The organism is Streptomyces sp. NPDC012825 (genome assembly GCF_042900925.1).
Taxonomy (GTDB): domain Bacteria; phylum Actinomycetota; class Actinomycetes; order Streptomycetales; family Streptomycetaceae; genus Streptomyces.
In genome coordinates, this window is sequence record NZ_JBIBBZ010000002.1 from 583,308 (window position 1) to 599,925 (window position 16,618).

Sequence of the window (16,618 nt, forward strand, 5' to 3'; positions counted from 1 at the left end):
ACGACACCTCCGTGAGACGGAACAACAGGGGTGCGTCGTCTTGTCGTGGACCCGGTACGGCGCGTCTCGTCGGGGTCCTTCCAGGCTAGCAAAGAAAGGGCGGAGGCCCCGGTGACCATGGTCACCGGGGCCTCACGGGGTTCACTCGCCTGCGGATGGAGCCCGCGGCCTACAGATAGAGCCCGGTCGAGTCGGACGTCCCCTGGAACCGGTCCGCCGCCACCGCGTGCAGGTCGCGCTCGCGCATCAGCACGTACGCGACGCCCCGCACCTCGACCTCGGCACGGTCCTCGGGGTCGTACAGGACCCGGTCGCCGGTCTCGACCGTGCGCACGTTCTGGCCGATCGCGACCACCTCGGCCCAGGCGAGGCGACGGCCGACGGCGGCGGTCGCCGGGATCAGGATGCCGCCCCCGGAGCGCCGCTCCCCCTCCGGGGAGTCGGTACGGACCAGGACCCGGTCGTGGAGCATCCGGATGGGCAGCTTGTCGTGGGTGTTCTCGCTCACGGGGTGAACCTACCCGTCCGGGCGTGTCGCCCGTGCACGGGAGCCGCACTCACCGGTTGCGCCGGAAGCGGCACCGGCGGCGCCCGGAACCGTCACCCCTTGCCCTTGCGGCCGGCGAAGGCGATCAGCCCCACGACCGCGACGACCGCGAGCGCCGCCGGCACCACGCGCTCCAGGCGCGGCGCGCCGTCCGCGTGGGTCAGGTGGGCCTTCACGTCCGAGACGACCCGGTTGACGGCGACGAAGGCGCGGCCGGCGGTCTGGTCGACCGTCGAGGTCACCTTCGCCTTCGCGTCCCCGATGATCGTCTTCGGGTGCACTCGAATGCCGATCTCGTCGAGAGTGACGGCGAGCTTCTCGCGCCGGCGGACGATGTCCGCCTCGATCTGCGCAGGGGTCCTGGCGTCCGACACCGCACTGCCTCCGTAGTCGTGATCGCCGTGATCGTCGTGATCCGGTCGTTGGTGGACAGTCTGTCAGTTCCGCCGCCGAAGGGTCGCTCCAGACCCCCATTAGGCTCTGCACGCGTACGCGAACGTTTCCCGAGGAGAGCCATGAGCGAGCGACTGCAGCCCGGCGACACCGCCCCCGCCTTCACCCTGCCCGACGCGGACGGCAACGAGGTCTCCCTCGCGGACCACCGGGGCCGCAAGGTCATCGTCTACTTCTACCCCGCCGCCCTCACCCCCGGCTGCACCAAGCAGGCCTGCGACTTCACCGACAACCTGGAACTGCTCGCGGGCGCCGGGTACGACGTCATCGGCGTGTCGCCGGACAAGCCGGAGAAGCTGGCGAAGTTCCGCGAGAAGGAGGACCTGAAGGTCACCCTGGTCGGCGACCCGGAGAAGAAGGTCCTGGAGGCGTACGGCGCCTTCGGCGAGAAGAAGCTGTACGGCAAGACGGTGACGGGCGTGATCCGCTCCACCGTGGTCGTCGACGAGGAGGGCAGGGTCGAGCGCGCCCTCTACAACGTGAAGGCCACCGGCCACGTCGCCAAGATCATCCGGGACCTGGGCGTCGAGGCCTGACACCCCTCCACGGTGTGACGGGGATCGCACTTCCGGACGATTCCCGTTTGCGAACGGCATGACCGTGCAGAAGAGCCTCTTGTGCGTGTTTCCCGGAGAGAGGACGAACGGTCATGCCGGCCACCGATCGCGACCCCACGGCCGACCCCGGGGCGCTGAGACGCCACCCCCGGCTCTTCCGGGCGGCCGACCGACGCAAGCAGCCCAGACTGCGGCGGACCGACATCACCGTGACGGACGAGGCGGCGGTCAGGCGGGCCGTGAAGGCGGCCTCGCTCGGCAACGCCATGGAGTGGTTCGACTTCGGCGTCTACGCCTACCTCGCCGCCACCCTCGGACGCGTCTTCTTCCCGTCCGGGAACGACACGGTCCAGCTCCTCTCGTCCTTCGCGACCTTCGCGGTCGCCTTCCTGGTCCGCCCGCTCGGCGGCATGTTCTTCGGCCCGATGGGCGACCGCCTCGGCCGCAAGAAGGTCCTCGCGCTGACCATGATCCTGATGGCGGTCGGCACCTTCGCGATCGGCCTGATCCCGTCGTACGCCTCCATCGGCTTCTGGGCGCCGGCGCTCCTGATCGCCTTCCGGATGCTCCAGGGCTTCTCGACGGGCGGTGAGTACGGCGGGGCCTCGACCTTCATCGCCGAGTACGCGCCCGACCGGCGCCGGGGCTACTTCGGCAGCTTCCTGGAGGTCGGCACCCTGGCGGGGTACATCGGCGCGGCCGGCCTGGTGACGGCGCTCACCGCGTGGCTCGGCTCCGACACGATGGAGGCGTGGGGCTGGCGGGTGCCGTTCCTGGTGGCGGGGCCGCTGGGCCTGGTCGGCCTCCACCTGCGGATGCGGCTGGACGAGACGCCGGCCTTCCAGCGTCTGGAGACCGACGCGGCGCACCCGTCGGAGGCGGCGGACGCGGTGGAGACCACGACCAAGGGCGACCTGGCGAAGATCTTCCGGGAGCAGTGGCCGATGCTGCTGCTGTGCGTGGCGCTGGTGGGCGCGTACAACATCACCGACTACATGGTCCTCTCCTACATGCCGACGTACCTCTCGGACGAACTCGGCTACAGCGAGACGCACGGCCTGCTGATCCTGCTCCTGGTCATGGTCCTGCTGATGCTGATCGTCACCCGGGTGGGCAGGCTGAACGACCGCTTCGGCCGCAAGCCGGTCCTGATGACGGGCATGCTGGGCTTCCTCCTCCTCTCCCTCCCGGCGTTCCTCCTGATCGGCCGGGGCGGGATCCCGGCGGTCACGGCGGGCATGCTGATGCTCGGCCTGTCCCTCGTCTGCATGCTCGCCACCATGTCGTCGGCGCTCCCGGCCCTCTTCCCGACGGACGTCCGCTACGGCTCCCTCTCGGTGGGCTACAACCTCTCCACGTCCCTCTTCGGCGGCACGACCCCCCTCGTGATCACGGCCCTGATCGGCGCGACCGGCAGCAACCTGATGCCCGCGTACTACGCGATGGGCGCGGCCCTCGTCGGCGTCGTCGCCGTGGCCTGCATGAAGGAAACGGCCCGACAGCCCCTGGAGGGCTCGCCCCCGTCGGTGGAGACCCACGAGGAGGCGGCGGAGATGGTGATGTCCCGGGCCCCGGAACCGAAGTTCTGACACCTCTCCCCACGTGAACGGCCCGCCCCGGTTGCTTCCGGCGCGGGCCGTTCGCGCGCGCTATGACGTGACCGTCCGATATTCGGCTCGTTACTCCGTACGGGATCCGTACAAGGAGGGGACCGGGTGGGGACGAGCGCGTACACGAGGGAGCGGTTGGAGTCGGCCGCGCGGGGAGCACGGACGCTGACGGAGGCGCTGGAGCGGCTCGGGGTGGACCCGAGGAGTTCGACACGGCGGTACGTGGCCGACCGCATGCGGAAGCTGGGCGTGGACACGTCCCACTTCGAGCGGGAGGGCGCCCGGTGGACCCGGGAGGTCCTGGAGGAGGCGGTGGCGGCGTCCACGAACATGTGCGAGGTGCTGCGGCGGTTGGGGGTGGAGGTCGTGGGCGGGCAGCACACGCACATCAGCCGTCGTGTGAGGGCGTTCGGAGTCGACACATCACACTTCACGTCCTCGGTCCGCACGGAGAGCATGCGATTCAACCAGCGGCGTCGAACGCCTGCGGAAGTATTGGTCGAAGACGAGTCGCCATACGCTCGACGCCAACGGAGCGACCGCCTCAAGAACACGATGCTGGAGGTCGGGGTCGAGAACCGGTGCGCAGAATGCGAGAACGAGGGCGTGTGGCTGGGACTGCCTCTCCCGTTGGAGGTCGACCATATCGATGGCAACTGGCGGAACAACCGGATCGAGAACCTGCGGCTGCTCTGCCCGAACTGCCACTCGACGACTGATGACTACCGGGGGCGGGGCAAGGGACGTGCCCGATGACGAACGGTACGCGGTACACACGCGAACGACTGACCGAGGCAGCGGCTCGCTGCTCCACCATCGAGGAGGTCATCGCCTTCCTCGGCAGCAAGCCTTACGCCAACCTCCCTCGTCACTTGAGGAGTCGCTTTGCCCACTACGGCATCGACGTATCGCACTTTCCCCACCGCCGACGCGGTGGACCATCATCTCGTCCAACGGTAGAGGACCTACGGAGCGCAGTCGAGAACTCACTCTCCATCGCTGGCGCCCTACGCCTCCTCGGCAGACCGGACACCGGGCAGATGCGCGGACTGTTCCGTCAGTGGGCGGCTGAGGCCAGTCTGGACACCACCCACTTCCTGGGGCAGGCACACCAGCGAGGCAAGACCGGCCCTGTCAAGTCCGCCGCAGAGATTCTGGTCAGGCACGACGGGAAACGCAGAACCAAGACCCGCCTCCTCCGACGAGCGCTCCATGAGGTGGGGGTGGCCGAGGAGTGCGCTGAATGCGGTACCGGGCCCGAATGGCTCGGGAGACCGATAACCCTGGAGATCGATCACGTCAATGGGGACTGGAGCGATGACAGGCGTGAGAACCTGCGGCTCTTGTGCCCCAACTGCCACGCGGCCACCGACACATGGTGTCGAGGGGGGAGGCGCCGCCCCTCCTTCGGCGGGGCAGTAAAGTAGTCGGCGTCTGGGTCCGTACCCCAGCTGGCCAAGAGGGCGCCGGTTTAGGTCCGGTGTGTCGTGGGTTCGAGTCCCACCGGGCCCACCTCAAGGGCGCGTCACCCATAGGGTGCCGCGCCCTTGCGCTGTGCTCAGCCCAACAGCTCCCGCACCACCGGCGCCAGTGCCCGGAACGCCTTGCCCCGATGGCTGATCGCGTTCTTCTCCGCCGGGGTCAGTTCCGCGCAGGTGACGTCGTGGCCCTCCGGCTGGAGGATCGGGTCGTAGCCGAAGCCGTTGGTGCCGGCCGGGGTGTGGCGGAGGGTGCCCGGCATGGTGCCTTCCACGACGCGTTCCGTGCCGTCCGGGAGGGCGAGGGCGGCGGCGCAGGCGAAGTAGGCGCCCCGGTGTTCGTCGGCGATGTCGGAGAGCTGGGCCAGGAGGAGGTCCAGGTTGGCGCGGTCGTCGCCGTGGGTGCCGGACCAGCGGGCGGAGAAGATGCCGGGGGCGCCGTTGAGGACGTCGACGCAGAGGCCCGAGTCGTCGGCGACGGCGGGCAGGCCGGTGGCCCGGGCGAGGGCGTGGGCCTTGAGGAGGGCGTTCTCCGCGAAGGTGACGCCGGTCTCCTTGACGTCGGGCACCTCCGGGTACGCGTCCGCGCCGACGAGTTCGAGGTCGAGGCCCGCGTCGGCGAGGATCGCGTGGAGTTCGGTGATCTTGCCCGCGTTGCGGGTGGCGAGGATCAGACGGGTCATGCCGTCGATTATCCCGGGCCCGGTCAGCCCGGCGTGCAGACCTTCGTGACCTCGCCCGCCGCGTCCGTGATCGGCGCGATGTCCGGGGTGGTGTCGCCGTTCCGCACCGCCGTGCGGACGGACTCGACGCCCTTGGTGAGGTCGTCGACGGCCTTGGAGAGGTCCGCGTTGTCGGTCGTGTTCTCGAGGTTGTTCAACTCGGTGGTGATGGAGGTCAGGGCCTCCTCTATCTGCGTCGGGTCGTTCGAGGCGTTGGAGACGGCCTGCTGGAGGTTGCCCACGGAGGTGGCTATCGCGTCGGCGGTCCTGACGCAGTCCATGGCGGTGTCGAGGGCCGAGCAGCCGCTCAGGACGGTGGTGAGCGTGGCGGCCGTGGCCACGGCGAGTGCGAGGCGGCGCTTCAAGGTGGGTCCTCCCCTGGGTGGGACGGGTGGGCGCACGGTCTTGTCGTCCGTGCGCCCGTCGTCCGTCAGGACGCCGTGGCGCCCCGCGGGGTTCCTCAGAGGGTTCCTTCGAGGGCCTCGCGCTGGATCTCGGCCAGGTCGGCGCAGCCGCCGGAGGCCAGGTCGAGGAGGGCGTTGAGCTCCTTGCGGTCGAAGGGCTCGGCCTCGGCGGTGCCCTGGACCTCGACGAAGCGGCCGTCGCCGGTGCAGACGACGTTCATGTCGGTGTCGGCGCGGACGTCCTCCTCGTAGCAGAGGTCGAGGAGGGGGACGCCGTCGACGATGCCGACGGAGACGGCGGCGACGGTGCCGGTGAGGGGCTTGCGGCCGGCCTTCACGAGCTTCTTGCCCTGGGCCCAGGCGACGGCGTCGGCGAGGGCGACGTACGCGCCGGTGATGGCGGCGGTGCGGGTGCCGCCGTCGGCCTGGAGGACGTCGCAGTCGAGGACGATCGTGTTCTCGCCGAGGGCCTTGTAGTCGATGACGGCGCGCAGGGAGCGTCCGATGAGGCGGGAGATCTCGTGGGTGCGGCCGCCGATCCTGCCGCGGACGGACTCGCGGTCGCCGCGGGTGTTGGTGGAGCGGGGGAGCATGGAGTACTCCCCGGTGACCCAGCCTTCGCCGCTGCCCTTGCGCCAGCGCGGGACGCCCTCGGTGACGGAGGCGGTGCAGAAGACCTTGGTGTCGCCGAAGGAGATGAGGACGGAGCCCTCGGCGTGCTTGCTCCATCCGCGTTCGATGGTGACGGGGCGGAGCTGTTCGGGGGTACGGCCGTCGATGCGAGACATGGGAGGAGCGTATCGGGAGACGGCGAGGGGCCCGTTCCCCTGCCGGAACGGGCCCCTGTCGATGCGAGTCGGTCACTCGCACCGGGTCCTCACATCATGTCCTCGATGTCCGCGGCGATCGGGTCCGCGTCGGTGCCGATGACGACCTGGATGGCGGTGCCCATCTTCACGACGCCGTGGGCGCCGGCGGCCTTCAGGGCGGCCTCGTCGACGAGGGCGGGGTCCACGACCTCGGTGCGCAGGCGGGTGATGCAGCCTTCGACCTCTTCGATGTTCTCGATGCCGCCGAGCCCGGCGACGATCTTCTCAGCCTTGGTGGCCATGTGTCTCTCCCTGTCCGTTCCGTTCGCGAGGACGCGAATCCCGGCGCACCTGCGGTCCGCTTTGACACGGTAACCCACGGTTGGACCAGCTTCGCGAGCGAGTGCCGCCGTTCTGTCGAATGATGACGATCACCGGCGGCCTGTCCTCAGCGGGTTCCCGGAGCCTATCGCAACTGGTCTACACCACCGTGCAACGAGACGCGCACCCGGCTTGTTCCGGGCAGGGAGGACGCCCATGAGTAGCGACAGCGCCGCCGCCGCGGCCGCGCCGAAGAAGTCCCGGGGCAGCGGTCTCTTCCAGGGCCTCCAGAAGATGGGCCGCAGCCTCCAGCTCCCCATCGCCGTGCTGCCGGCGGCCGGCATCATCAACCGGCTCGGGCAGCCGGACGTCTTCGGCGCCGACGGGCTCGGCTGGGACAACGTCGCCAAGGTGATGGCGGGCGCGGGCGGCGCGCTGCTCGACGGGAGCCTCGGTCTGCCGCTGCTGTTCTGCATCGGCGTCGCCATCGGCATGGCGAAGAAGGCGGACGGGTCGACGGCGCTGGCGGCCGTGGTCGGTTTCCTCGTCTACTACACGGTGCTGCGCCAGTTCCCGAAGGACTGCCCCGCGGGCACGCGGGACATCACCGGCGGCTGCCTCGGAGCGGACGACGCCTTCGCCGGGTACACGTACCAGAATCCCGGCGTCTTCGGCGGCATCGTCATGGGTCTGCTCACGGCGTACCTGTGGCAGCGCTTCCACCGGACGAAGCTGGTCGACTGGCTGGGGTTCTTCAACGGACGCCGTCTCGTCCCGATCATCATGACGCTCGTGGGGATCGTGTTCGCCGCGCTCTGCCTGTGGATCTGGCCGCCGATCGGCGACGCCCTGGAGAGCTTCAGCGACTGGCTGGTCGGGCTCGGGGCGTGGGGTTCGGGCGTCTTCGGTGTGGCGAACCGGGCGCTGCTGGTCATCGGGCTGCACCAGTTCCTCAACGTGCCGATCTGGTTCCAGTTCGGCACGTACACGAAGCCGGACGGCACGGTGGTCCACGGTGACATCCCCATGTTCCTGGCGGGCGATCCGAACGCCGGTCAGTTCCTGACGGGCTTCTTCCCGATCATGATGTTCGCGTTGCCGGCCGCGGCGCTGGCGATCACGCACTGCGCCAGGCCGCACCGGCGCAAGGAGGTCGGCGGTCTGATGCTGTCGGTGGCGCTGACCTCGTTCGTCACCGGCATCACGGAGCCGCTGGAGTACTCGTTCCTCTTCATCGCCCCGGTCCTCTACGCGATCCACGCGGTGCTCACGGGCGTCTCGATGGCGGTGACCTGGGCGCTCGGGGTGAAGGACGGCTTCAGCTTCTCGGCCGGTCTGATCGACTACGTGATCAACTGGAACCTCGCGACGAAGCCGTGGCTGATCATCCCGATCGGTCTGGCCTTCGCGGTCGTGTACTACGTGGTCTTCCGGTTCGCGATCACCAGGTTCAATCTCCCGACGCCCGGCCGCGAGCCGGAGGAGGTGGAGGAGGAGATGGAGCGGGACAACGTGAAGTGAGCCGTCGGTAGCACCGTCGCACCGCTCGCGGCGAGGCCCGTTCCAGGCCCCCGGACCCCGTGGTCCGGGGGCCTTTCCGTGCCCGCTACGGAGCGTGTCCGGGCGGGTGAGAATTCACAGGTTCCTTATCTAAGTCGCGCGTGCTAAAACTGGTCTACACCACTCATTGGTGTAGACCACGCGGTCCAGACCACCGCGTTCCACGAGATGCCGCCGACACCCCCTTTTCCCTGTCCTCCGGCGGCGCCTTGCCTTACTGGAGGAAGTTGATGAGTACGGCCACCGCCCAGGCCGCCGCTCCCGCGAAGAAGCGCGGATCCGGCCTGTTCCAGGGCCTGCAGAAGGTCGGTCGCAGCCTGCAGCTGCCGATCGCCGTACTGCCGGCCGCGGGTATCTTGCTCCGCCTCGGCCAGGACGACGTCTTCGGCAAGGACGGCCTCGGCTGGGACAAGGTCGCGAAGGTCTTCGCCACCGCCGGCGACGCCGTCTTCTCGAACCTGCCCCTGCTGTTCTGCATCGGCGTCGCCATCGGCTTCGCCAAGAAGGCCGACGGCTCCACCGCCCTCGCCGCCCTCGTCGGCTTCCTGGTCTACAGCAACGTCCTCAAGGCGTTCCCGGTCACCGAGGCCGTCGTCAACACCACCGCCAACAAGGGTGTCGACGTCGCCGCGACCTACAACAACCCCGGTGTCCTCGGCGGCATCATCATGGGTCTGATCTCCGCCGTCCTGTGGCAGAGGTTCCACCGGACCAAGCTGGTCGACTGGCTCGGCTTCTTCAACGGCCGCCGCCTCGTCCCGATCATCATGGCCTTCGTCGGCACCCTCGTCGGCGTGGTCTTCGGCCTGATCTGGGAGCCCATCGGCAACGGCATCTCCAGCTTCGGCGAGTGGATGACCGGCCTTGGCTCGGTCGGCGCCGGTCTCTTCGGCCTCATCAACCGCGCGCTGATCCCGGTCGGCATGCACCAGTTCGTGAACACCGTCTCCTGGTTCCAGATCGGCGACTTCACCAACGCGGCCGGCGACGTCGTCCACGGCGACCTGAACCGCTTCTTCGCCGGTGACCCGAGCGCCGGAATCTTCATGTCGGGCTTCTTCCCGATCATGATGTTCGGCCTCCCGGCCGCCGCCCTCGCCATCGCGCACTCCGCCCGCCCGGAGCGCCGCAAGGCCGTCATGGGCATGATGCTCTCGCTCGCCCTGACCTCCTTCGTCACCGGCATCACGGAGCCGATCGAGTTCACCTTCATGTTCATCGCGCCGCTCCTGTACGTGATCCACGCGATCCTCACCGCCATATCCATGGCCGTGACCTGGGCGCTCGGCGTCCACGCGGGCTTCACCTTCTCCGCCGGCCTCATCGACTACGGCCTGAACTGGAACCTCGCGACCAAGCCCTGGCTGATCATCCCGATCGGTCTCGTCTTCGCGGCGATCTACTACGTGCTCTTCCGCTTCGCGATCACCAAGTTCAACCTCCCCACCCCGGGCCGCGAGCCCGAGGAGGAGGTCGAGGACCTCACCAAGGCGTGAGTCCCGCCCCACGACGCCGAAGGGCCCCGGAACCGTACGGTTCCGGGGCCCTTCGCCCGTGTTCAGACCTCGTACACCGCGCCCGACCGCGCCAGCTCCGACGGCCCCGTGTACACCTCGCGCGCGTCCGCCAGGTTCCGTTCGGCGTCCGTCCACGGCGGGATGTGGGTGAGGACGAGGCGGCCCACCCCGGCGCGGGCCGCCTGGGCGCCGGCCTCGCGGCCGTTGAGGTGGAGGTCGGGGACGTCCTCCTTGCCGTGGGTGAAGGAGGCCTCGCAGAGGAAGAGGTCGGTGCCCTCGGCGAGCTCGTGCAGCGCCTCGCAGGTGCCGGTGTCCCCGGAGTACGTGAGCGAGCGGCCGCCGTGCTCGACCCGGATGCCGTACGCCTCGACCGGATGGCACACCTTCTCCGTGCGGACGGAGAACGGGCCGAGTTCGAAGACGCCCGACTTCAGGGTGTGGAAGTCGAAGACCTCGCCCATCGCGGTGGGCGACGGGGTGTCCGCGTACGCCGTGGTCAGGCGCTGTTCGGCGCCCTCCGGGGCGAAGACGGGGATCGCGTCGCAGCGCCCGCCCTCGTGCCGGTAGTAGCGGGCGACGAAGTACCCGCACATGTCGATGCAGTGGTCGGCGTGCAGATGGCTGAGGAAGATCGCGTCGAGGTCGTACAGACCGATGTGGCGCTGCAACTCGCCCAGGGCGCCGTTGCCCATGTCGAGGAGCAGCCGGAAGCCGTCGGCCTCGACGAGGTAGCTCGAACAGGCCGAGTCCGCGGACGGGAACGACCCGGAGCAGCCGACGACGGTGAGCTTCATGGAGCGTGAACCTCCGTGGACGGGTGCGGGAATACGCAGGGGAGGGGAGGCTGTGCGGTCTGTCGAGCGTAAGGCGCACGGGGGCCCGTCGCTCCTTCGCGGTGGCCGGTTGTGGGCGAACTCACGGGCTCTGTCACCGGTTCGGATGGATGCCGCCCCGCCACGGCGGAGGGAACCGCGCGCCGGTACCGTCGTGCGGTATGGACACGTCGTGGTGGCCCGCACTGGTCGGGGTCGTGGTGCTCGCGCTCGTGGTGGCGCTCGTCGACGGGCGGAAGCGGTCGCCGCGCCGCCCCTCCTCCCGCCGTCCCCCGGGGCGGACCCGGCCGCCGGCCCGGCCCGCGGAGCCGTCCGCGCCGGGGAAGGCCGGCCGGGGGTCCGAAGGCCGGGGAGATCTGGTGGGCGGACGTGCCCTTCGAGGACGGGCCCGGGTCGAAGGACCGGCCCTGTCTGGTGCTCGCGGTGCGCGGGAGCGGCGCGCTCGTCGCCAAGATCACCAGCAGGCACCACGAGGAGCGGCCCGGGGTGATCGCGCTGCCGCCGGGGACGGTGGGCGACGCGCGGGGGCGGGCGAGCTTCCTGGAGACGGACGAGCTGCGGAACGTGCCGGTGGCGGACTTCCGGCGGAGGGTGGGAGAGGTGGACCCGGCCCTGTGGGACCGGGTCCGTCATCTCGCGCGCTGACCGGAGCGGGTCAGGCCCAGAGCTGGCCCTGGACCGTCTCGATGGCCTCTTCGGTCGTCGCGGCCGTGTAGAGGCCGGTCGACAGGTACTTCCAGCCGCCGTCGGCGACGACGAAGGCGATGTCGGCGCTCTCCCCCGCCTTGACGGCCTTGTTGCCGACGCCGATGGCCGCGTGCAGGGCCGCGCCGGTGGAGACGCCCGCGAAGATGCCCTCCTGTTGGAGGAGTTCGCGGGTGCGGGTGACCGCGTCGGCGGAGCCGACGGAGAAGCGGGTGGTGAGGACGGAGGCGTCGTACAGCTCCGGTACGAAGCCCTCGTCGAGGTTGCGCAGGCCGTAGACGAGGTCGTCGTAGCGCGGCTCGGCGGCGACGATCTTGACGTCGGGCTTGTGTTCGCGCAGGTAGCGGCCGACGCCCATGAGGGTGCCGGTGGTGCCGAGCCCGGCCACGAAGTGGGTGATCGAGGGCAGGTCGGCGAGGATCTCGGGGCCCGTGCCGGCGTAGTGGGCGCCGGCGTTGTCCGGGTTGCCGTACTGGTAGAGCATCACCCAGGACGGGTTCTCGGCGGCGAGTTCCTTGGCGACGCGGACGGCCGTGTTGGAGCCGCCCGCCGCGGGGGACGGGACGATCTCCGCGCCCCACATGGTCAGCAGCTGGCGCCGCTCCTCGCTGGTGTTCTCGGGCATGACGCAGACGATGCGGTAGCCCTTGAGCTTGGCGGCCATGGCGAGGGAGATGCCGGTGTTGCCGCTGGTCGGCTCCAGGATGGTGCAGCCGGGGGTGAGCCGGCCGTCCTTCTCCGCCTGCTCGATCATGTGGAGCGCGGGGCGGTCCTTGACCGAGCCGGTGGGGTTGCGGTCCTCCAGCTTCGCCCAGATGCGGACGTCGTCCGAGGGCGAGAGCCGGGGGAGGCGGACCAGGGGCGTGTTGCCGACCGCCGCCAGCGGGGAGTCGTAACGCATGTGGATCAGACCATGCCGCCGGCGACGGCCGGCAGGATCGTGACGCTGTCGCCGTCGGAGAGCTTGGTGTCGATGCCGTCGAGGAAGCGGACGTCCTCGTCGTTCAGGTAGACGTTGACGAAACGGCGGAGCTTGTCGCCGTCGACGATGCGGGCCTCGATCCCGGTGTGGCGGGTCTCCAGGTCGGCGAAGAGCTCGGCGAGGGTCCCACCGTTGCCCTCGACGGCCTTGGCGCCGTCGGTGTAGGTGCGGAGGATGGTCGGGATGCGGACCTCGATGGCCATGGCGTGGGCTCCTGTCGGAAGTGGCGTGATGGGCGCGCTGCTGGGGCCCCGCGCGGAGGGGGTCGTACGGTGAGGGGCGCCCGGCCGGTCGCCGCCGGTCGCTTCAGAGCGCGGCGCGGGCCGGGCGCGTCGGTGTTCCGCTCGTACAGATCGCGCTGGCGAGGCGGCCCAGGTCGACGTGCAGGCGTGCCGCTCCGCCTCCGAAGGCTCCCATGAAGAGAGCGGAGGCGGAGTGAGCGCCAGCGAATGCAGCGAGCAGGGTCGTGCCCGGAGTCTCTTCGCTCACGTCGTGGGAAACCATGGGCTCATCGTATCGATTCCCGGTCCGGGTTCCGGAATGTGATCTCACATGATGGATGCTTCCTGACCGCCTGCCGGACGGTGCAGGTAGACGACGGTCGGAGCGCCGGTCCTGGGGTGCGGGACGACCTCGGCGTCCACGCCGTAGACGGCGTCGAGGAGGTCCGGGGTGAGGACCTCGGCGGGGGTGCCGCCGGTGACGACCCGGCCGCGCTCCAGGACGTAGATCCGGTCGCAGTACGCCCCCGCCAGGTTGAGGTCGTGCAGGGCGAGCAGGTTGGTGGTGCCGAGCGTGCGGACGAGGGCGAGGACGTCGAGCTGGTGGCGGATGTCCAGGTGGTTGGTGGGCTCGTCGAGGACGAGCAGGGCCGGGTCCTGGACGAGGGCGCGGGCGACCAGGGCGCGCTGGCGCTCGCCGCCGGAGAGGGTGGGGTAGGGGCGGTCGGCGAAGCCGGTGAGGCCGACGCGGGCGAGGGCGGCGTCGGCGTGCTCGCGGTCGGGGGCGGTGTCGCCCTCCCAGAAGCGCTTGTGCGGGGAGCGGCCGAGGGCGACCAGTTCGCGGACGGTGAGCTCGAAGTCGGTGCCGGTGTCCTGGGGGACGGTGGCGACGCGGCGGGCGCGGGCCCTGGGGCCGAGGGCGCGCAGGTCGTCGCCGTCGAGGAGGGCGCGTCCGGCGGTGGGGGCGAGGGTGCCGTAGACACAGCGCAGGAGGGTGGTCTTGCCGCTGCCGTTGGGGCCGATGAGGCCGACGGTCTCGCCGGGGCGGACGGTGAGGTCGACGGAGCGGAGGCGGTCCTCGTACGCGAGTCCCTCCAGGCGCAGTTCGGTCACAGGGGCGCTCCTTCGGGACGGCGGCGCATCAGCCAGAGGAAGAACGGGCCGCCGATGAGGGCGGTGAGGACGCCGACGGGGAGGTCCTGGGGCGCGGTGACGGTCCGGGCGCCGAGGTCGGCGAGGACCAGGGCGACGGCGCCGCCGAGCGCGGCGACGGGCAGGAGGCGGCGGTGCGGGGCGCCGACGGCGAGGCGGGCGGCGTGCGGGGCCATGAGGCCGATGAAGCCGACGGCTCCGCTCGCGGCGACCATGACGGCGGTGACGAGGGAGACGAGGACGAAGACGGCGGCGCGGAAGCGGGCGGTGTCGAGGCCGAGGACGGTGGCGTCCTCCTCGCCGACGAGGAGCAGGTCGAGCGGGCGGGCGAGGGCGAGCAGGACGCCGAGGCCGAGGGTCAGGACGGCGGCGGGCAGGACGAGGGTGTCCCAGCGGGCGCTGCCGAGGCCGCCGAGGGACCAGTAGAGCGCCTCGCGGAAGTGCTCGGGGCGCCCGGCGGCGGCCAGGATCAGGGTGGTGAGGGCGGACAGGATGTAGGAGACGGCGACGCCGGCGAGGACGAGCCGGGGGCCGGTCATGGTGCCGCCGCGCCGGGCGAGTCCGTAGACGAGGACGAGGGCGACCAGGGCGCCGGCGAAGGCCCCGGCGGGCAGGGCGAGGGTGGTGGTGATCCCTCCCCCGACGCCGACGACGAGGACGAGGACGGCTCCGGCGGAGGCGCCGGAGGAGATCCCGAGGAGGAAGGGGTCGGCGAGCCGGTTGCGGACGAGGGCCTGGAGGACGGCGCCGACGACGGCGAGCCCGGCGCCGACGACGACGCCGAGCAGGACCCGGGGCAGCCGTACGTCGAGGACGATCGTCCGGTACGGGGAGGGGCCGGCCCGCCCGGTCAGGGCGTCGAGGACCTGACCGGGCGGGACGCGGACGGAGCCGAGGGCGAGGGAGGCGAGGCAGGCGGCGGCCAGGGCGAGCAGGAGCCCGGCGACGACGGCCGGGAAGGGCAGCCGCCCGGCGGGGGGCCGGGGGCGCGGGACCCGCGCCGGGGGGCCGGGCCGCTTCCCGGCGGTGCCGTCGTCCGTGTCGCCGCCCCGCGTGGCGCCGCGCGTGGCGCCGTCGTCCGTGTCGCCGGGGGCGCGGGTCCCGGTGTTCATCGGGCGGTGGCCGGGTGGAGCTGGGCGGCCAGCTTCTCGACGGCGTCGGGGACGCGGACGCCGAGGACGGTGTCGGAGAGGGGCAGCACCGCGAACCGGCGGTTCTTGATCGCGGGCACGTCCCTGAGGGCGGGGTCGTCGAGGAGCCGCTTCTTCTTCTGCTCGACGGTGGTGGAGCCGTAGTCGTAGATGACGACGACCTCGGGCCGGCGGGCGACGACCTGCTCCCAGGTGGCGTCGCCGAAGGCCTTGTCGAGGTCGGCGAAGACGTTCCGGCCGCCGGCGCGGGTGATCAGTTCGTTGCCGATGCCCTTGCCGCCGGCGGTGAAGGCGGTCTTGTCGCCGCTGTCGTAGACGAAGACGGAGACGGGCGCGACGCCCTTGAGGCGCTTCTCGTTGGCGGCGACGGTGGCACGGGCGCCGGCGATCCACTTCTCGGCGCGGCCGGGGACGCCGAAGGTGCGGCCGACCTCGGTCACCTCCCGGTAGAGGTCGTCGACGGAGGTACTGCCGGAGGGGCAGTACTCGGTGTTGAGGCGGGTGGCCATGCCCGCGTCCTTCAGGTCGTCGCGGCCCCGGCCGTCCTTGGCGTCGAAGGCGGAGGAGTAACCGCCGTAGACGAAGTCGGGGTTCGCGGCGAGCAGGGCCTCCTTGGAGGGGTACTCCTTCGCGAGGACGGGGACGGAGTCGTACGCCTTCTCGTAGGCGGGCAGGACCGCGTCGTCGAGGTAGGCGGTGCCGACGAGGGACTTCTCCAGGCCGAGGGCGAGCATGATCTCGGTGACGTGCTGGTTCATGGTGACCGCGCGCTTCGGCGGGGCCTGGAAGGTGTTCTCCACACCGCAGTTGGTGACGGTGTACGGGAAGCCGGGGGCGGCCTTCGCGGGCTCGTCGGCGGCCCGGGGGGCGGGCGAGCAGCCGGCGAGCAGGGGGACGAGGACGGCTGCGGGCAGCAGGACGCGGCGGGGCCAGGACATGGCGGTGTGCCTCCTCCGGGGATTTCCACGTCCCCGTTCGGTGGTGGGAGGCGGCAGGCCAGTTCCTGGCTCCCGGCGCCCGAGGACGCCGGTCACAGTGGCGGGACCGTGCCGGATTCGCACCGGCTTCCTGGGTCCTGCCGCCCGGGTTCCGGGTCAGTGTCTCAGGCGTCGTACGCGTGGACGACCTCGACCTCCTCCTCGGTGACGACGCCCTCGACGATGGTGAAGGAGCGGAACTGGAAGGGCCCGGAGCCGTCGGTGTCGGCGGTGGAGACGAGGACGTAGTGGGCGTGCGGCTCGTTGGCGTACGTGATGTCCGTGCGGGACGGGTAGGCCTCGGTCGCGGTGTGCGAGTGGTAGACGATCACGGGCTCCTCGTCCCGGTCGTCCATCTCGCGGTAGAGCTTGAGCAGGTCCGCGGAGTCGAACTCGTAGAAGGTGGGCGAGCGGGCGGCGTTGAGCATGGGAATGAACCGCTCGGGGCGGCCGCTGCCGGCCGGGCCCGCGACCACGCCGCAGGCCTCGTCCGGGTGGTCCGCGCGGGCGTGTTCCACGATCTGGTCGTACAGGGCCCGGGTGATGGTCAGCATGGCGACAGGATAAGCAGAGGGGCCCTTCCGTACCGAGGAGTGGTACGGAAGGGCCCGGATGCTGG

At 70.7% G+C, this 16,618-nt stretch carries 19 protein-coding genes, 1 tRNA gene, 1 pseudogene and 2 riboswitches; of the genes and pseudogenes, 7 read left to right on the forward strand and 14 right to left on the reverse strand.

Going from position 1 to position 16,618, the window contains the following annotated elements:
- Nucleotides 1-29: 29 nt before the first annotated feature.
- A riboswitch (guanidine-III (ykkC-III) riboswitch) is annotated at nt 30-104 on the reverse strand.
- Between the two features lie 65 nt (nt 105-169).
- Nucleotides 170-508: a co-chaperone GroES gene (locus ACFY7E_RS08095; protein ID WP_030210124.1), complete on the reverse strand. Its 339-nt coding sequence runs from the start codon at nt 506-508 to the stop codon at nt 170-172.
- 92 nt (nt 509-600) lie between these two features.
- On the reverse strand, nt 601-921 hold the full coding sequence (locus ACFY7E_RS08100; RefSeq protein ID WP_389481998.1) for a DUF3618 domain-containing protein: 321 nt from the start codon (nt 919-921) through the stop codon (nt 601-603).
- Between the two features lie 141 nt (nt 922-1,062).
- Between ACFY7E_RS08100 and bcp the strand changes: the two genes are divergently transcribed.
- The 4 genes from bcp to ACFY7E_RS08120 all read left to right on the forward strand — a co-directional run bounded on the left by bcp (nt 1,063) and on the right by ACFY7E_RS08120 (nt 4,679).
- Entirely contained in the window at nt 1,063-1,536 is a 474-nt protein-coding gene (gene bcp, locus ACFY7E_RS08105; protein ID WP_376231388.1) for a thioredoxin-dependent thiol peroxidase, read from the forward strand.
- Nucleotides 1,537-1,649: 113 nt separating this feature from the next.
- The gene (gene proP / locus ACFY7E_RS08110; RefSeq protein WP_389482000.1) at nt 1,650-3,146 is read left to right on the forward strand and encodes a glycine betaine/L-proline transporter ProP; all 1,497 of its coding nucleotides are present in this window, start codon (nt 1,650-1,652) and stop codon (nt 3,144-3,146) included.
- A gap of 126 nt (nt 3,147-3,272) precedes the next feature.
- Nucleotides 3,273-3,923: an HNH endonuclease signature motif containing protein gene (locus ACFY7E_RS08115; protein WP_389482002.1), complete on the forward strand. Its 651-nt coding sequence runs from the start codon at nt 3,273-3,275 to the stop codon at nt 3,921-3,923.
- 680 nt (nt 3,924-4,603) lie between these two features.
- Nucleotides 4,604-4,679: transfer RNA gene (locus ACFY7E_RS08120), tRNA-Leu, on the forward strand.
- Nucleotides 4,680-4,725: 46 nt separating this feature from the next.
- Here ACFY7E_RS08120 and rdgB read toward each other — a convergent pair.
- The 4 genes from rdgB to ACFY7E_RS08140 form a co-directional block, all read right to left on the reverse strand.
- Nucleotides 4,726-5,328: an RdgB/HAM1 family non-canonical purine NTP pyrophosphatase gene (rdgB, locus tag ACFY7E_RS08125; RefSeq protein ID WP_389482004.1), complete on the reverse strand. Its 603-nt coding sequence runs from the start codon at nt 5,326-5,328 to the stop codon at nt 4,726-4,728.
- 23 nt (nt 5,329-5,351) lie between these two features.
- Nucleotides 5,352-5,732, reverse strand: a complete 381-nt coding sequence (locus ACFY7E_RS08130; RefSeq protein WP_389482007.1) for a hypothetical protein — start codon at nt 5,730-5,732, stop codon at nt 5,352-5,354.
- Between the two features lie 95 nt (nt 5,733-5,827).
- Nucleotides 5,828-6,559, reverse strand: coding sequence for a ribonuclease PH (gene rph / locus ACFY7E_RS08135; protein ID WP_389482009.1), 732 nt, complete (start codon nt 6,557-6,559; stop codon nt 5,828-5,830).
- Nucleotides 6,560-6,648: 89 nt separating this feature from the next.
- Nucleotides 6,649-6,882 carry a glucose PTS transporter subunit EIIB gene (locus ACFY7E_RS08140; RefSeq protein WP_030210103.1) on the reverse strand — a complete coding sequence of 78 codons (234 nt, stop codon included), beginning with the start codon at nt 6,880-6,882 and terminating at the stop codon, nt 6,649-6,651.
- Between the two features lie 235 nt (nt 6,883-7,117).
- Here ACFY7E_RS08140 and ACFY7E_RS08145 point away from each other — a divergent pair, with 235 nt between their 5' ends.
- Nucleotides 7,118-8,422: a PTS transporter subunit EIIC gene (locus ACFY7E_RS08145; RefSeq protein ID WP_389482013.1), complete on the forward strand. Its 1,305-nt coding sequence runs from the start codon at nt 7,118-7,120 to the stop codon at nt 8,420-8,422.
- A gap of 269 nt (nt 8,423-8,691) precedes the next feature.
- Complete coding sequence (locus ACFY7E_RS08150; protein WP_389482015.1) at nt 8,692-9,957, forward strand: PTS transporter subunit EIIC; 1,266 nt, start codon at nt 8,692-8,694, stop codon at nt 9,955-9,957.
- Nucleotides 9,958-10,019: 62 nt separating this feature from the next.
- Here ACFY7E_RS08150 and ACFY7E_RS08155 read toward each other — a convergent pair whose 3' ends face one another.
- Nucleotides 10,020-10,772 (reverse strand): MBL fold metallo-hydrolase, encoded by a 753-nt coding sequence (locus ACFY7E_RS08155; RefSeq protein ID WP_389482017.1) that lies wholly within the window; start codon nt 10,770-10,772, stop codon nt 10,020-10,022.
- A gap of 200 nt (nt 10,773-10,972) precedes the next feature.
- Here ACFY7E_RS08155 and ACFY7E_RS08160 point away from each other — a divergent pair.
- A pseudogene (locus tag ACFY7E_RS08160) lies at nt 10,973-11,456 on the forward strand (type II toxin-antitoxin system PemK/MazF family toxin).
- 10 nt (nt 11,457-11,466) lie between these two features.
- Here ACFY7E_RS08160 and ACFY7E_RS08165 read toward each other — a convergent pair.
- The 7 genes from ACFY7E_RS08165 to ACFY7E_RS08195 all read right to left on the reverse strand — a co-directional run bounded on the left by ACFY7E_RS08165 (nt 11,467) and on the right by ACFY7E_RS08195 (nt 16,553).
- Entirely contained in the window at nt 11,467-12,417 is a 951-nt protein-coding gene (locus ACFY7E_RS08165) for a PLP-dependent cysteine synthase family protein (RefSeq protein ID WP_383433536.1), read from the reverse strand.
- Between the two features lie 5 nt (nt 12,418-12,422).
- On the reverse strand, nt 12,423-12,701 hold the full coding sequence (locus ACFY7E_RS08170; RefSeq protein WP_125661526.1) for a MoaD/ThiS family protein: 279 nt from the start codon (nt 12,699-12,701) through the stop codon (nt 12,423-12,425).
- 103 nt (nt 12,702-12,804) lie between these two features.
- Nucleotides 12,805-13,002 carry a hypothetical protein gene (locus ACFY7E_RS08175; RefSeq protein ID WP_383433539.1) on the reverse strand — a complete coding sequence of 66 codons (198 nt, stop codon included), beginning with the start codon at nt 13,000-13,002 and terminating at the stop codon, nt 12,805-12,807.
- Between the two features lie 44 nt (nt 13,003-13,046).
- Nucleotides 13,047-13,832, reverse strand: a complete 786-nt coding sequence (locus ACFY7E_RS08180; RefSeq protein ID WP_389482020.1) for an ABC transporter ATP-binding protein — start codon at nt 13,830-13,832, stop codon at nt 13,047-13,049.
- A complete protein-coding gene (locus ACFY7E_RS08185; protein WP_389482022.1) occupies nt 13,829-14,983 on the reverse strand; it encodes a FecCD family ABC transporter permease in 1,155 nt (384 codons plus the stop codon). Before ACFY7E_RS08185 ends, ACFY7E_RS08180 begins: the two co-directional genes overlap by 4 nt.
- Nucleotides 14,980-15,960, reverse strand: coding sequence for an ABC transporter substrate-binding protein (locus tag ACFY7E_RS08190; protein ID WP_389482025.1), 981 nt, complete (start codon nt 15,958-15,960; stop codon nt 14,980-14,982). The genes ACFY7E_RS08185 and ACFY7E_RS08190 overlap by 4 nt, the downstream gene beginning before the upstream one ends.
- A 59-nt stretch (nt 15,961-16,019) precedes the next feature.
- Nucleotides 16,020-16,093: riboswitch (cobalamin riboswitch) on the reverse strand.
- A 31-nt stretch (nt 16,094-16,124) separates the two neighbouring features.
- Complete coding sequence (locus tag ACFY7E_RS08195) at nt 16,125-16,553, reverse strand: Mov34/MPN/PAD-1 family protein (protein ID WP_389482027.1); 429 nt, start codon at nt 16,551-16,553, stop codon at nt 16,125-16,127.
- Nucleotides 16,554-16,618: the final 65 nt, after the last annotated feature.